Genomic DNA, 14,205 nt, shown 5'->3' with positions numbered 1-14,205 from the left:
AAGCGTGACAGATGACCGGAAAGCCCGGCTTCTGGCTGCCTCTTCAGGCTGGGGCGGCGGCATCCTGCACCCCGTGTGGGCCGGAAAAGTTCGGCAATCGCCCCGTTAATGCGCAGACCGCCGACGGGGGCGCTGACCACAATCGGCTGGAGTCAACCTGCCCATGGTCCCCTCATGAATGCACCCCTGTTGCCGCCTGCCGTGGCGGCCGCCTCTGGCGCGTCCGGCGACGTGGAGCGCGACATCGCCCTGGCCCGCGCCGGCGGCATGGACCTGACCGCCCTGATGACGCGCGCTGAGCAGCTCAGTCGCAGCGGCTTGGCCGAGGCTTCGGCACGCCTTTACGAGAACTGGATCGCCGGCACCGACTCGCCGCTGCGCCACGTGGCCTGTTTCAACTGGGGCACCGTGCTCGGCACCCTGCGCCGCCACGCCGAGGCCGAAGCCGCCTACCGCCAGGCGCTGACCCTGCACCCCGACTTCTTGCAGGCCCACCTCAACCTGGGCCATCAGCTCGAACAACTCGGCCGTCCCGAAGAGGCGCTGGCCGAGTGGCAGACCGTCGTCAACCGCACGCTGGCGCCCACCGGCGACGCGCTGGTGATGCACCTGCACGGGCTCAACAACCTCGCGCGGCTGAACGAACAGCTGCGCCGCTACGACGTGGCCCTGGGCTGCATGGAAGCCAGCCTCAAGGTCAAGCCGCAGCAGGACGACGTGATCCAGCACTACGTGCACCTGCGCCAGAAGATGTGCGCCTGGCCCGTCTACACGCCCGTTGGCGAGCTGACCGTCAACCAGCTCGTCTGCGGCACCTCGGCCCTGGCGATGCTGAGCGCCAGCGACGACCCGGCCCTGCAACTGCTGGCCGCCAAGCGCTATGTCTACGACAAGCTGCCCAAGGGCGAGCAGCAGGCGCTGCACAAGCTCAGTGCCAAGCGCGAAGGCAAGATCAAGGTCGGCTACCTGTCGGGTGACCTGCACCTGCACGCGGTCGGCCTGCTCAGCGTCGAGCTGCTCGAACTGCACAACCGCGACAAGTTCGAGGTCTACGGCTTCTGCTGGAGCCGCGACGACGGCACCCCGCTGCGCGGGCGTCTCGTCAAGGCCATGGACCGCCACGTGCGCATCGGCCACCTCGACGACCTCACCGCCGCCAAGATGATTGCCGCGCATGGCATCGACGTGCTGGTGGATCTGCAAGGCCTCACCAGCGGCGCACGGCCCAGCATCGTGGGCCACCGCCCCGCGCCGGCCATCGTGAGCTACCTCGGCCTGCCGGGGACCTCGGCGCTCCCCGGGGTCGACTGGGTGCTGGCCGACCGCTTCGTGATGCCGCCCGAGCTGGAGCCCTACATGACCGAAAAGCCGCTGCACGTGCCGCGCTGCTACCAGGTCAGCGACCGGCAGCGCGAAGTGGCGGCGATGCCCACGCGTGCCCAGTACGGCCTGCCCGAGGACGCCTTCGTCTTCGCCTCGTTCAACAACAACTTCAAGTTCACGCCCGAGGTCTTCCAGTCGTGGATGCGCATCCTCCAGGCCGTGCCCAACAGCGTCCTGTGGCTGCTGGCAGACAACGAATGGGCGCACCAGAACATGCTCAAAGAGGCCGACGCCCACGGCATCGACCGCGCGCGTTTTATCCTCGCCCCGCGCGTGGCGCCGCCCGAGTACCTGGCCCGCTTCCAGCTGGCCGACCTGATGCTCGATACGTTTCCGTACAACGCCGGCACCACCGCCAGCGATGCGCTCTGGATGGGCCTGCCCATCGTCACCTGGTCGGGCCGCAGCTACATCTCGCGCATGGCCGGCAGCCTGCTCACCAACGTGGGCCTGCCCGACCTCATCACCCATTCGCTGGCCGACTACGAGCGGCTGGCCATCACCCTTGGGCGCAACCCCAAGCGCGTGGCTTCGTACAAGCGTTACCTGAAAGACTTCGGCCGGCAGTCTGACCTCTTCAACGTGCCGCAACTCGTGCGCGACATCGAAGACCAGTTCGAGCGCCTGGCGCTTGAAAACCGCGCGAAGCAGGCCGGGGGGTGAGATGACCGTTGCCGGCATCACGTCCGTTGCCCTGAATCGGCCCCGTTGTCCGGCGGAAGGTCTTTTCATCGCAAAGGCGCAAAGGACGCAAGGACCGCAAAGGAAGGAAAGACCTTTGCGCCCGATGCGTTCTTTGCGCCTTTGCGTTGAAAGTTCGTCGCCGTACCCCGGTATCTCTAGCCGCCCGACATGACCGAGCGCCAGGAGCCGTCATTCGACCCCGCCGCCTTTGCTGCAAGGGCGGCGTCGCCGTTGGCGCAAGACGCGCTGCTGCAGGCGATGGTGTGGCTCAGCCGGCACCATGGCCGCGAGCGCTCGGCCGAGTCGCTGCTGGCCGGCGTGTCGCTCGACAAGGCGCTGGGCCCCGATCAGGCCGTCAAGCTGATGCGCGACGCCGGCTTCAACGCCGGCCTCATCCAGCGCAAGATCGGCGAGATCCACTCGCTGCTCTTGCCGGCCGTGCTGCTGCTGAAGAACGGCGACGCGGCCATCGTGGTCGAGCGCCTGCCCGAAGCCAAGGGCGAACCGCTGCGCTACCGCGTGGTGATGCCCGGGCCTGAAGACCACGGCTGCGAAGCAAGCGAAGACGAACTCGCCACCGAATACACGGGCTTCGCCTTCGTGGCCACGCCCAAACCGCAGGTCAACATCACCTCGCCCGAGATCCTGCGCGACCCCGGCGCGCACTGGCTGTGGGGCACGATGCGGCGCTTCATCCCGTATTACCGCTCGGCCATGATTGCCGCGCTGCTGAGCAATGTGCTCATGCTGGCGATTGGCCTCGTCACGGCGGTCGTGTTCGACAAGGTCATTCCGCACCAGGCCATGGTCACGCTGTGGGCGCTGGTGACGGGCGGCTTCATCGCGGTGGCCTTTGACCTCATCGCGCGGCAATTGCGCAGCCACCTCATCGACGTGGCCGGCCGCAAGGCCGACCTCATCATCGGCTCGCTGATGTTTCGCCAGACGCTCGCCGTGCGCATGGAGCACAAGCCCGACTCGGCTGGCTCTTTCGCCCATTACCTGGGGCAGATCGAGATGGTGCGCGACTTCTTCGCGTCGGCCACCTTGTCGGTGCTGACCGACCTGCCGTTCATCGTGCTCTTCGTGGCCATGGTCTTCGTGATCGGCGGGCCGTTGGGCTGGGTGCTGGTGCTGGCCATTCCGATCATCGTCGCGCTGTGCCTGGTGGTGCAGGGCTCGCTGCGCCGGTCCATGCGCAACAACATGACGCAGCAGGCCGACCTGCAGGGCGTGCTGGTCGAAGCCGTCGAGGGCCTCGAAGACCTCAAGACGAGCGGCGCGCAAGGCCGCTTTCTTCGCCGCTACGAAGAGGCCACCGCCGGCGCCGCCGAATCGGCGCTGCGCGCGCGCAACCTGTCGGCGTGGACGAACAACCTGTCGAGCAGCGCGCAGCAAATGATCACGCTCGTGATGCTGGTCGTCGGCGTGTACCTCATCCAGTCGGGCGACGTGTCGAGCGGCGCGCTGATCGGCTCGATCATGTTCGCCGGCCGCGCGATTGCGCCGCTGTCGAGCGTGGTGAGCCTGGCCACGCGCTACCAGGGCGCGCGGGCGGCCATGGTGTCGCTCGACAAGCTGATGGAGCTGCCCATCGAACGCGAGGCCGGCAAGACCTACGTCGCCAACCACCAGGTCACCGGCAAGATCGGCCTGCACGAGGTGAGCTTCTCGTATCCCCCGCAGACCGGAGAAACCGCGCCCACGGTGCTCAAGGGCGTGAACCTGCGCTTCGCACCGGGCGAGCGCGTGGCCATCCTCGGGCGCATCGGCAGCGGCAAGAGCACCGTGCTGCGCCTCTTGGCCGGGCTGTACCAGCCCACCGACGGCATGGTCGAGGTCGACGGCATCGACCTGCGGCAGATCGACCCGGCCGACTTTCGATCGAAGGTGGGCTTCGTGTCGCAAGAGCCGCGGCTCTTCAAGGGCACGTTGCGAGAAAACGTCTTGATGGGCCGCATGTCGGTCGATGCCGCACGGCTGAGCGAGGTGGCGCGCCTCACGGGACTGGACCGCGTGATCTCGTCGCACCCCATGGGCTGGGAGCTGCAGGTGGGCGAGATGGGTGGCCTGCTCTCGGGTGGCCAGCGCCAACTGGTCGCGCTCGCGCGCAGCCTCGTCACGCAGCCGCAGATCTTGCTGATGGACGAGCCCACCAGCTCGATGGACGCGCAGTCCGAAATCATGTTCTTGCGCCAGTTGAACGAGGTGATCGGCAACCGCACGCTGATCATGGTGACGCACCGCCCGGCCGTGCTCGAACTCGCGCAGCGCGTGCTGGTGGTCGATGGCGGAAAGATCGTGCTCGACGGACCCAAGGCCCAGGTACTGGCCGCGCTCTCGGGCCAGAAGCCGGCGGCATCGGCCGCGCCCACCGCCGGGGGCGCACCGCCCAACGTGCACATGCACCCCTCGACGCAGCCCGTGCAGCGCGAGGCGGCTGTTTGATGTCGCCCTGAGCCATGGCCAAGAAGAAAGAATCCCTCGGCAACGACGTCGCCTTCATGGCCGACGTGCGGGCCGCGATGATCGTCGAATCGACTCCGAAGACCTCGTGGGCGCTGTACCTCATGCTGGTCGTCGTGGTGAGCACCATCGTGTGGGCGGCCATCGCCCGCGTCGATGAGGTCACGCGCGCTGACGCTCGCGTGGTGCCCGAAGGCCGCGAGCAGGTCATCGCCAGCCTCGAAGGCGGCATCTTGCGCGAGCTGCACGTGCGCGAAGGCATGCAGGTGCACGAAGGGCAAGAGCTGGCGCAGATCGACCCCACGCGCTTCGAGGCGCAGCAGAACGAAGGCGAGGCCAAGCGCCTGGCCATCCTCGGCACCATCGCGCGGCTCACCGCCGAGGCGAACGGTCGCGTGCTCGTCTTTCCGAAAGAGGTGGCCGAAGTCGCCAGCATCGTCGAAGGCGAAACCGACGCCTACAACGCTCGCAAGCGCGCCCTCGACGAGGCCATCGCGTCGAACCGCCGCAACGTCGGCCTGCTGATGAAAGAGCTGGGCGTGGCCGAGGCCATGGCCTCGAAGGGGCTCATGTCAGAAGTCGAAGTGATGCGCGTGCGCCGACAGGTCAACGACCTGCACCTGGCCAGCAGCGAGCGCACCAACAAGTTCCGCGAAGCCGCCAGCACCGACCTCGTGCGCGCACAGACCGAGTTGGCGCTGATCGAAGAACAACTCGCCGGCCGCGCCGACGTGCTGCGCCGCACGGTGCTGACCTCGCCGGTGCGCGGCCTGGTCAAGAACATCCGCATCGCCACCGTGGGCGGCGTGATCTCGCCCGGCGCGCCCATCATGGAAATCGTGCCCATCAGCTCGCGCGTGCTGATCGAAGCGCGCATCAAGCCCAAAGACATCGGCTTCGTGCGCGTCGGCCAAAAGGCCGAGATGAAGCTCGCCGCCTACGACTACACCACCTACGGCGGCATCATCGGCAAGATCGACTACATCAGCCCCGACGCGCTGGGCGACGTCGACAAGGCGTCGAGCGACCAGACCTACTACCGCGTGATGCTGCGCGCCGACCGCAACACGCTCAAGCAAAAGGGCAAGCCCCTGCCGGTGCTGCCCGGCATGACCGGCATGGTCGAGGTGCGCACCGGCGAACGCTCGGTGCTGAGCTTCATCCTGCGGCCGATGATGAAGTCGCAAGAGGCCTTCCGCGAGCGTTGAGGCCTCGCGCCTGGCCCCACCACATGGGCCGAATCAGATCGCCTGCGTGCGCGCGTTCAGCCACGCCAGCGCATCGCCGCTCACGCGCGGTGCCAGGCGCTCGCGCACGGTGGCGTGGTAGGCGTTCAGCCACGCGATCTCGTCGTCACGCATCAGCGAGCGCTCGATGCAGCGCGTGTCGATGGGGCACAGCGTCAGCGTCTCGAATTCGAGGAAGTCGCCGAACTCGCCGCTGCCTTCGGGTGAGGTGAAGGGCTCGTTGAGCACCAGGTTCTCGATGCGGATGCCCCACTGCCCGGGCCGGTACAGGCCGGGCTCGACGCTGGTGATCATCCCGGGCTCCATGGCCATGTGCGGCTCGGGAATGGCCTTCGAGATGCTCTGCGGCCCTTCGTGCACGTTGAGGAAGTAGCCCACGCCGTGGCCGGTGCCGTGGCCGAAGTCGAGGCCGTGTTCCCACAGCGGGGCGCGGGCGATGGCGTCGAGCATGGGCGACAGCGTGCCGCGCGGAAAGCGCGTGCGGCTCAGCGCCAGCGTACCCTTGAGCACCAGCGTGTAGTCGCGCCGCTGCGCCGCGTTCACGGTGCCGATGGGCCACACGCGCGTGATGTCGGTGGTGCCGCCGAGGTACTGGCCGCCCGAGTCGATCAGCAGCAAGCCGTGACCTTCGATGGCGGCATGCGAGGCCTCGGTCGCGCGGTAGTGCGGCATGGCGCCGTTGGCGTTGAAGCCCGCGATGGTCGGGAAGCTCAGGCCCACGAAGCCCCGGCGGCGCGCACGGGCGGCGCTCAGGTGCTCGTCCACCGACAACTCGGTGAGGGGCTCACGGCCCTGCGCCTGTTCGAACCAGGCGTAGAACTCGCACATCGCCGCGCCGTCTTCGGCCATCGCCTCGCGGATGTGTTCGGCCTCGGCCGCGCTCTTGCGGCTCTTGAACAAGGTGCTGGGGTTGATGGCTTCGATGACCTTCACGCCTTCGGCCACGTGCTCGCGCAGGCCGAGCGTGACGCGGCGCGGGTCGATCAGCAGGCTGGCGTCGCGGGGCAGGGCGCGCAGGGCGGGGCCGGCCTCGGCATAGGCGGCGAGTGCCACGCCGTCATTCGACAGCGCCGTGGCCAAGTCGGCCGGCACCTTGCCGGCTTCGACGAAGAGCGTGGCGCCTTGCGGGCCCAGCAGCGCATGGGCCATGAAGACGGGGTTGTATTGGACGTCGGCGCCGCGCAGGTTGAAGAGCCAGGCCACGTCGTCCACGGTCGAGATGAAGTGGTGCGTGGCGCGGTGCTGCGCCATGGCTTCACGCACCTGCGCGAGCTTGGCCGCGCGGGGCAGCGGCGCGTGGGGCGCGCGGTGCTCGTAGACCGGCGCGGTGGGCAGCGCGGGGCGCTCGGGCCAGACGCTGCCGTCGAGCACGTCGGCATCGGTGCGCAACTGCAGGCCGGCCTGGGCGAGGCCGTTGCGCAACTGAGTGGCGGCGGCGAGGCCGAGCACGCTGCCGTCCACGGCGACGGCCTGGCCGGTGGGCAGGTGCGAGGCGATCCAGTCGATGTGGTGCGAGGCCGCACCGGTGGGGATCTTGACGAGCTCGATGCCGGTGCCGGCCAGTTCGGCCTCGGCCTGCACCCAGTAGCGGCTGTCGGCGAAGAGCGCCGCACCGTCGAGCGTGACGACCAGGGTGCCCATCGAGCCGGTGAAGCCCGACAGCCACTCGCGGCCCTGCCAACGGCCGGGCAGGTACTCGGACAGGTGCGGGTCGCTGGAGGGCACCAGCAGCGCCGCCAGCCCCCGCTGCTTCAGCGCGTCGCGCACCCGTTCGAGGCGCAGGCGGATCGGGTCGGTGCGAGTGTCCATGGTTTGCCTCGTGCGTAGCCGCAGTGCAAAGCCGCGGCGGAGTGATTGCAAACCATTCTAGGAGCCGTGTTGCAGCGACGGCTTCGAAGGGTTCTGAAGCGGGGTAACAGTTTTAGGGGGTCTGTGAAGACCGGTTCAGGGCCCCTTGGGCGCCGTCTCGGCAGGCTGCCCGGTCTGCAGCCGGTAGCGCACCAGGTCGATGTGGCTGCGCAGCGAGTACAGCTCATCGGCGTAGCTGAGCGGCACGGTGACGCGGCCGACGCGCTCTTCGACATCGCCCAGCTCTTTGAGCAGTTCGTCGAGCGGGCGACGGCCCTGTGCGTTCTCGATCGCACGCAACTGCCCGTACCAGCGGAACACCCGCGAGCGGATGCGGAACTGGTACAGCGGCGGCACCACGCGCGACATCGGGATCAGGATCGCGACGATGGATACCAGCACCACCCACATGCGGTCGATCAGGTTCGCCAGCCAGAAGGGCAGGTAGCGCTGCAGGAAGGGCGGGCCGCTCTTGTAGAAGCGCTCGGCCTCGGCGTCGAGCGGGCGTTCGATGTTGCGGGCGCTGGGAAAATCGCCCTTGCGCTGAAACCAACCCGGCTCGCTGTGGATGGTCTGCGCCGCTTGCACGAACAGCTGCACCAGCGCCGGGTGCGTGCTGTCGCGCGCCACGAGCGTGGCCGTGGGAGCGACCAGGCGCACGTCGGCTGGCGGCAGGTCTCGCGCCAGATCGACCACGCCGCGCGGCAGCGCCACCGGGCTCAAGAAGGGCAGGCGGCGCGAGTACGCGTCGGCCTGCGAGAAGCTGAAGAGCTTGATGCCCGGGGTCTGCAAGAGCATTTGCACCATCAGCGACTCGGGGGCCGAGGCGAACACCACCGCGTCGAGGTCGCCGCTGAGAAAGGCCACCACGGCGGGCGTCTGCGGCTGCTGCGACAGCGTGAGCGTGGCGGGGTCGATGCGGTTCACGTCCAGCAGGTGGCGCACGAGGCCCGGCACGCCGCTGCCGGGGGCGCCGATGTTGAGCCGCCAGCCGGGCAGCTGTGCCAAGCTGGTGAGCTCGGTGCTGCCCTTGGGCAAGAGGCGCTGGGCGGCGTCTTCTCGGTAGAAGAGCCACACCGGCTCGTAGAACAGGCTGCCGAGCGAGACGAGGTCGGCGTCGGGGTCGTCGTCGCCCGCGTCGCGCCGGCCGTTCTGCGACTCGTCGGCGCCGCCTTGCATGAAGGCGAGGTCCACACCCGAGTTCGGGTCGCGCAGCAGCGCGAGGTTCTCGGCCGCGCCCTGGGTCGGCCGCAGTTCCACCGTGATGCCGTGCGCCTTGAGCAGCGCCGCATAGCGCTTGCCGAATTCGGCGTAGGCGCCTTGATCGACGCCCGTGGCCAGCACCACGCGCTGGGGTGGATTCGGGTCGAGCACCCAGTAGGCCACCAGCAACAAAGCCAGGGTGAGGGCGATGAAGGGGCCGGCGGTGGCGAGCAGGTCGCGGGCAGAGAGCAGGGTGTTGCGCAGGGCTTGGGGCATGGACGCGAGTCTAAGAAGCTTGGCGCCCCTGCCGTGCATGGCTCCGCGCAAGGCTTCAGCCTTGTGGGGGCGGGGCGGTCAGCAGCGCCACCGCCTTGCGGGCCAGAGGCGCCACCACCAGCACGACCGGAAAGGCAAACAGCCAGGCGGTGAGCCACGAACTGAGCCACAGCGGCGGCCAGTCGGCCACGAAGCCGACAGCCCTCAGGGTGGCAATGCCCGAGACCAGCAGCGACATCAGTCCCGACAGCAAGAGACCGAACAGCAAGGGGGCGAATTTGGCAGGAATCATTTCAAGGGTCCTTTCGAAGTGGAGGGGTGGAACAGGCGAGGGGTTCAGGCGATGAGCCCAGGCGATGTGCGCTTGGCTCAGCGCCAGACCGCGGCGACGAGCCAGGCCGCGAGGTACAGCCCGAGGCCGAACACCGTGTGGTTGGCCAGGCTGCGCAGGCAGTTCTTCAGCGGTGTCGGTGTCTTGGTCGAGGCGAAGCCGGCCCCCATGGCGGGTTGCATGACGAAGAGCGGCGCCGCGACGGTCAGCGCCCCCAGCACGAGGGCGGGCCCGGCCGTCGGTGCACGCACCCAGGCGACGCCTTCGATGGCCACCAGCAGCGCCGCGAACGCGACGCCCACGCCGTAGTGCGTGAGCCAGCCCAGGGCCCGCTCGCCGCGCACGGGCTCGGCCTTGGCGATCGCGCGGTGCGCCACGGTGCCGCGCGCGAGGTGGCCGACCCAGCGGCCGACCAGCGCGAAATCGAGGCCGCGAACGCCCAGGCGCTTGAGCGCGAGCAGCCACACATCCATGAAGGCGGTGGCGCCCGCGCCAATGAGGGCGATGCGTGCGAGGTCTTGAAAGTCGGTCATGGCGGGCTCCTTGTCGTTGACGGTCGAGAAGATGAAAGGCAGCATAGAAGTTCAAGTCAACTTGAAGTCAAGCGGCCATGGACATTGCAGAAGTCGCCAAGCGCTCGGGCGTGCCCGCCTCGACGCTGCGGTACTACGAAGAGCGCGGGCTCATCGCCTCGCTCGGCCGGCAGGGCGCCCGGCGGCGGTTTTCACCCGCGGTGCTCGACCAACTGGCGCTGATCGCCCTGGGGCAGGCGGGTGGGTTCTCGCTGGACGAGATCCGTGCGATGTTCACGCCCGCCGGCCACGCGCAGATCGACCGCCAGATGCTTTCGGCCAAGGCCGACGAGATCGACCGCCGGGTCAAGCGGCTGAAGGCAATGAGCGATGGGCTGCGTCACGCCGCCGCCTGCCCGGCCCCCAGCCACGCGGAATGCCCGTCGTTTCAACGGCTGCTCAAGGCCGCCGCGTCTGGGGCCCTGGAGAGCCGGCCCCCCAAGCGCCGCGAACGCCCAGTGCCCGTCAAATAGCCGACCTGGTTTTGCAGTTAACTGTATATAAATACAGTATTCTGCAAACCCGTCGCGGTCTGGATTCGCGGCGGAGCCGGGCGATGCGTCATTCCCTTCCCCCCTACGCCGAGCTGCACTGCCGCAGCAACTTCAGCTTTCTTGCCGCCGCCTCGCACCCGCGTGAACTGGTCGAGCGGGCGGCGCAGCTCGGCTACAGCGCGCTGGCGATCACCGACGAGTGCTCGCTGGCCGGCGTGGTGCGGGCCCACGAAGCGGTGCAGGCGCTGCCCGAGGCGCGGCGCCTGCACCTGATCGTCGGGGCCGAGATGCGCCTCGGCGCGCCGGCCACCACGCCAGTCTCAGGGCTGGGGCCGGTCGCGGGCCCCGGCGACACTGGCATGCGCCGCCTCGTGCTGCTGGCGCAAACGCGGCGGGGCTACGGCAACCTCTCGCACTGGATCACCGTGGCCCGCAAGCGCGCGCCCAAGGGCGCCTACCTGGCCCACCCCGGCGACATCGAAGGCAAGGTGCCCCACGCGCCCACGCTCGCCGGCCTGCCCGATTGCCTGGCGCTGCTGGTGCCCGAGGCCACCCAGTCGTTCGAGACGGTGTTCGCGCAGGCGATGTGGCTCAAGACCTGGTTTCAAGAGCGCGCGGCGTTGGCCCTCGAACTGCTCAACCGTCCGGGTGATGACGAGCTGGTCGCCACCGTGCGGCGCGTCGCCCATTTCACCGGCCTGCCCATCGTGGCGGCCGGTGGTGTGCGCATGCACGTGCGCTCGCGCAAGCCGCTGCTCGACGTGCTGACCGCCACCCGGCTCAACACCCCCGTCGCCCAATGCGGCTGGCAGCTCGAAGCCAACGCCGAAGCCCATTTGCGCTCGCGCCTGCGGCTGGCGCGCCTGTACGAACGCGAGTGGCTCGACAACACCGTGCGGCTGGCCGGGCAGTGCAAGTTCTCGCTGAAAGAGCTGAAGTACGAGTACCCGCGCGAACTGGTGCCCGAGGGCGAAACACCGACCAGCCACCTGCGAAAGCTGGTCTTCGCCGCTGCGCCCTCGCGCCTGCAAGACGGGCTGACCGACGAGCGGCGCGACAAGATCGAGCACGAGCTCGCGCTCATCCAGAAGCTCGAATACGAGCCGTACTTCCTGACCGTGGCCGACATCGTGCGCTGGGCGCGCGAGCAGAACATCCTGTGCCAGGGCCGGGGCAGTGCGGCCAACTCGCTGGTCTGCTACTGCCTGGGTGTGACCTCGGTGGACCCGGCCCACGCCACGCTGCTGTTCGAGCGCTTCGTCAGCGCCGAGCGCGGCGAGCCGCCCGACATCGACATCGACTTCGAGCACCAGCGGCGCGAAGAGGTCATCCAGTACATCTACAAAAAGTACGGCCGGCACCGTGCGGCGCTGACCGCCGTGGTCATCAGCTACCGGCCGCGCTCGGCCGTGCGCGACGTGGGCCGCGCGCTGGGCATCGACCTGCAGCGCATCGACGCGGTGGCCAAGGGCCGGCAGTGGTGGGACGGGCGCGGCATGCCGCCCGAGTCGCTGCGCGAAAACGGCTTCGACCCCGACGCGGCGCTGGTGAAGCTGTGGTGCGAGTTGACGGCGCAACTGGTGGGCTTTCCACGCCACCTGAGCCAGCACCCGGGCGGCTTCGTCATCGCGCGCGAGCAGATCGAGCAGTTGGTGCCGGTCGAAAACGCCGCGATGGCGGACCGCCAGGTCGTGCAATGGGACAAGGACGACCTCGACACGCTGGGGCTGATCAAGGTGGACATCCTCGCGCTGGGCATGCTGAGCGCGCTGCGGCGTTCGTTCGAGTGGGTGGCGCGCAAGCTCGGCCGTGCGAGCTTCGGCGCGACCGACATCGCGCAAGAAGACAAGCCCACCTACGACATGATCTGCAAGGCCGACACCATCGGCGTCTTCCAGATCGAAAGCCGCGCGCAGATGAGCATGCTGCCGCGGCTGCAGCCGCGCACCTACTACGACCTGGTGGTCGAGGTGGCCATCGTGCGGCCTGGGCCCATCCAGGGCGGCATGGTGCACCCGTACCTCAAGAACCGCGCGCTGCGCATCGAAGACACCGACTGCCCGCCCGGCCTGTGGGAGGCACTCGGGCGCACCAAGGGCGTCCCGATCTTCCAAGAGCAGGTGATGCAGATCGCCATGATCGCCGCCGACTTCACCCCCGGCGAGGCCGACCAACTGCGCCGCGCCATGGCCGCCTGGAAGCGCAAGGGCGGCCTCGGCCCGTTTCACGACCGCCTGGTCGAACGCATGGTGCAGAACGGCTATGCGCGCGACTACGCCGAGCGCATCTTCAAGCAGATGGAGGGCTTCGGTGAGTACGGCTTCCCCGAAAGCCACGCCGCCGGCTTTGCGCAACTGGCCTACGTCAGCAGCTGGGTCAAGTGCCACCACCCCGATGCGTTTCTGGTCGGCCTGCTGAACAGCCAGCCGATGGGTTTTTATGCCCCCGCACAACTGGTGCGCGACGCCCGCGAGCACGGCGTCGAGGTGTGGCCGGTGGATGTGACGCTGAGCGGGTGGGAGACCGAGTTGGTGATGGACGAGGGCGCGCAGGCGCCGGTGGGCCGCCACCCCGTGCGCCTCGGCCTCAACCGCATCGCCGGCTTCGACGACCTGGCCGCGCAGCTCGTGGTCGAGGCCCGCGCCGCGCGCCCCTTCGACAGCGTCGAAGACCTCGCCCGGCGCGCCGCCCTCAACGCGCACGAACTCGACGCGCTGGCGCAGGCCGATGCCTTGCGCGGCCTGATCGGCCACCGCCACCAGGCGGCCTGGGTGGTGGCTGGCATCGACACCCGCGCCACCGCCTTGCTGCGCGACACGCGCCTGCACGAAGCGGCTGTCGAACTGCGCGCCCCGCAGGCGGCCGAAGACACGCTGGCCGATTACCGCGCCCTGGGCCTGAGCCTGAAGTGCCACCCGGTGGCGCTGCTGCGCGAGCAGCTCGCGGCCTTCCAGGTGCAGCCGGCGGCCGTGCTGCGCACGTACCCGAGCGGCCGGCTCGCGCGGGCCAGCGGCCTCGTCACCCACCGCCAGCGGCCTGGGACGGCCAAGGGCACCATCTTCGTCACGCTCGAAGACGAAACCGGCGCCATCAACGTCGTCGTGTGGCCGCGCGTGGCCGAGGCGCAGCGCCGGCCGCTGGTGGGCGCGCGGCTGCTGACGGTCTATGGCCAGTGGCAACGCCAAGGCGACGGCGAACGCGCGGTGATGCACCTCGTGGCGGCCAAGCTCATCGACCACACCGAGCTGCTCAACGGGCTGGTGACGCGCAGCCGCGACTTTCACTGAGTCATTGAGGCGCCGGGCCGAGCCGCAGAACCCCACCCGGCGGCAGGGTTGTAGGACGGCACGCACAGCCGAACCCGCCGCCTTCCGGCCGACAGGGCGCGGGCGAATTTCTACAGTTCATCCCAACGATGAACGCCTGCCGCCCCACGCGGTGGTGCATCCAAACCGCCCTCGCTGTCACTGCCCCAGGAGCCCACCATGTTCACCCCCAAGACCTCGATCTATTTCTTCGTCGCGGCAATGTCGATTGCCACCGCCGCCTGCCAGCCCAACGAAGGCCCGGCCGAGCGTGCAGGCAAGAGCCTCGACAACGCCGTGCAGCAGACCGGCGAGCAGATCGAGCGTGCGGGCGACAAGGTGAAAGACGCGACGAACTGACCCGGCGCGCCGACGCGGCCGTGCGGCGCGCACGGT

General features: G+C 68.9%; 10 protein-coding genes. 6 read left to right on the top strand and 4 right to left on the bottom strand.

Translation table 11 applies throughout. The features are described from left to right. Window positions 1–174 precede the first annotated feature (174 nt). From AC1KAT_RS02405 to AC1KAT_RS02395, 3 genes are all read left to right on the top strand, one after another. The gene (locus tag AC1KAT_RS02405) at window positions 175–2,046 is read left to right on the top strand and encodes an O-linked N-acetylglucosamine transferase, SPINDLY family protein (RefSeq protein WP_480322405.1); all 1,872 of its coding nucleotides are present in this window, start codon (window positions 175–177) and stop codon (window positions 2,044–2,046) included. 189 nt (window positions 2,047–2,235) lie between these two features. After that, complete coding sequence (locus AC1KAT_RS02400) at window positions 2,236–4,515, top strand: type I secretion system permease/ATPase (protein WP_480322403.1); 2,280 nt, start codon at window positions 2,236–2,238, stop codon at window positions 4,513–4,515. Window positions 4,516–4,529: 14 nt separating this feature from the next. After that, a complete protein-coding gene (locus AC1KAT_RS02395) occupies window positions 4,530–5,741 on the top strand; it encodes an HlyD family type I secretion periplasmic adaptor subunit (RefSeq protein ID WP_480322401.1) in 1,212 nt (403 codons plus the stop codon). Between the two features lie 33 nt (window positions 5,742–5,774). Here the strand turns inward: AC1KAT_RS02395 and AC1KAT_RS02390 are convergent, their stop codons facing one another. The 4 genes from AC1KAT_RS02390 to AC1KAT_RS02375 all read right to left on the bottom strand — a co-directional run bounded on the left by AC1KAT_RS02390 (window position 5,775) and on the right by AC1KAT_RS02375 (window position 9,971). Continuing rightward, the gene (locus AC1KAT_RS02390) at window positions 5,775–7,589 is read right to left on the bottom strand and encodes an aminopeptidase P family protein (RefSeq protein ID WP_480322399.1); all 1,815 of its coding nucleotides are present in this window, start codon (window positions 7,587–7,589) and stop codon (window positions 5,775–5,777) included. Window positions 7,590–7,724: 135 nt separating this feature from the next. Next, window positions 7,725–9,107: a TAXI family TRAP transporter solute-binding subunit gene (locus tag AC1KAT_RS02385; protein WP_480322397.1), complete on the bottom strand. Its 1,383-nt coding sequence runs from the start codon at window positions 9,105–9,107 to the stop codon at window positions 7,725–7,727. 55 nt (window positions 9,108–9,162) lie between these two features. Then, entirely contained in the window at window positions 9,163–9,399 is a 237-nt protein-coding gene (locus AC1KAT_RS02380) for a DUF2798 domain-containing protein (RefSeq protein WP_480322395.1), read from the bottom strand. 77 nt (window positions 9,400–9,476) lie between these two features. Next, a complete protein-coding gene (locus tag AC1KAT_RS02375) occupies window positions 9,477–9,971 on the bottom strand; it encodes a DUF2938 domain-containing protein (protein ID WP_480322393.1) in 495 nt (164 codons plus the stop codon). A gap of 77 nt (window positions 9,972–10,048) precedes the next feature. Here AC1KAT_RS02375 and AC1KAT_RS02370 point away from each other — a divergent pair, with 77 nt between their 5' ends. The 3 genes from AC1KAT_RS02370 to AC1KAT_RS02360 all read left to right on the top strand — a co-directional run bounded on the left by AC1KAT_RS02370 (window position 10,049) and on the right by AC1KAT_RS02360 (window position 14,169). After that, entirely contained in the window at window positions 10,049–10,483 is a 435-nt protein-coding gene (locus AC1KAT_RS02370; protein ID WP_480322391.1) for a helix-turn-helix domain-containing protein, read from the top strand. A gap of 83 nt (window positions 10,484–10,566) precedes the next feature. Then, window positions 10,567–13,791: an error-prone DNA polymerase gene (locus tag AC1KAT_RS02365; RefSeq protein ID WP_480322390.1), complete on the top strand. Its 3,225-nt coding sequence runs from the start codon at window positions 10,567–10,569 to the stop codon at window positions 13,789–13,791. A 198-nt stretch (window positions 13,792–13,989) separates the two neighbouring features. Further along, window positions 13,990–14,169: a hypothetical protein gene (locus AC1KAT_RS02360; RefSeq protein ID WP_480322388.1), complete on the top strand. Its 180-nt coding sequence runs from the start codon at window positions 13,990–13,992 to the stop codon at window positions 14,167–14,169. The last annotated feature ends 36 nt before the right edge of the window (window positions 14,170–14,205 follow it).

It is taken from the genome of Piscinibacter sp. PDB5-1 (assembly GCF_056676035.1).
The sequence above is the reverse complement of the archived record's forward strand: the minus strand, read 5'-3'. Positions and strand labels throughout refer to the sequence as shown.

Bases quoted from the DNA above. Each gene is read 5' to 3' on its own strand.
- AC1KAT_RS02385 (WP_480322397.1), bottom strand. From the start codon at position 9,107: ATGCCCCAAGCCCTGCGCAACACCCTGCTCTCTGCCCGCGACCTGCTC.
- AC1KAT_RS02360 (WP_480322388.1), top strand. From the start codon at position 13,990: ATGTTCACCCCCAAGACCTCGATCTATTTCTTCGTCGCGGCAATGTCG.
- AC1KAT_RS02375 (WP_480322393.1), bottom strand. From the start codon at position 9,971: ATGACCGACTTTCAAGACCTCGCACGCATCGCCCTCATTGGCGCGGGC.
- AC1KAT_RS02390 (WP_480322399.1), bottom strand. From the start codon at position 7,589: ATGGACACTCGCACCGACCCGATCCGCCTGCGCCTCGAACGGGTGCGC.
- AC1KAT_RS02395 (WP_480322401.1), top strand. From the start codon at position 4,530: ATGGCCAAGAAGAAAGAATCCCTCGGCAACGACGTCGCCTTCATGGCC.
- AC1KAT_RS02370 (WP_480322391.1), top strand. From the start codon at position 10,049: ATGGACATTGCAGAAGTCGCCAAGCGCTCGGGCGTGCCCGCCTCGACG.
- AC1KAT_RS02400 (WP_480322403.1), top strand. From the start codon at position 2,236: ATGACCGAGCGCCAGGAGCCGTCATTCGACCCCGCCGCCTTTGCTGCA.
- AC1KAT_RS02405 (WP_480322405.1), top strand. From the start codon at position 175: ATGAATGCACCCCTGTTGCCGCCTGCCGTGGCGGCCGCCTCTGGCGCG.
- AC1KAT_RS02365 (WP_480322390.1), top strand. From the start codon at position 10,567: ATGCGTCATTCCCTTCCCCCCTACGCCGAGCTGCACTGCCGCAGCAAC.
- AC1KAT_RS02380 (WP_480322395.1), bottom strand. From the start codon at position 9,399: ATGATTCCTGCCAAATTCGCCCCCTTGCTGTTCGGTCTCTTGCTGTCG.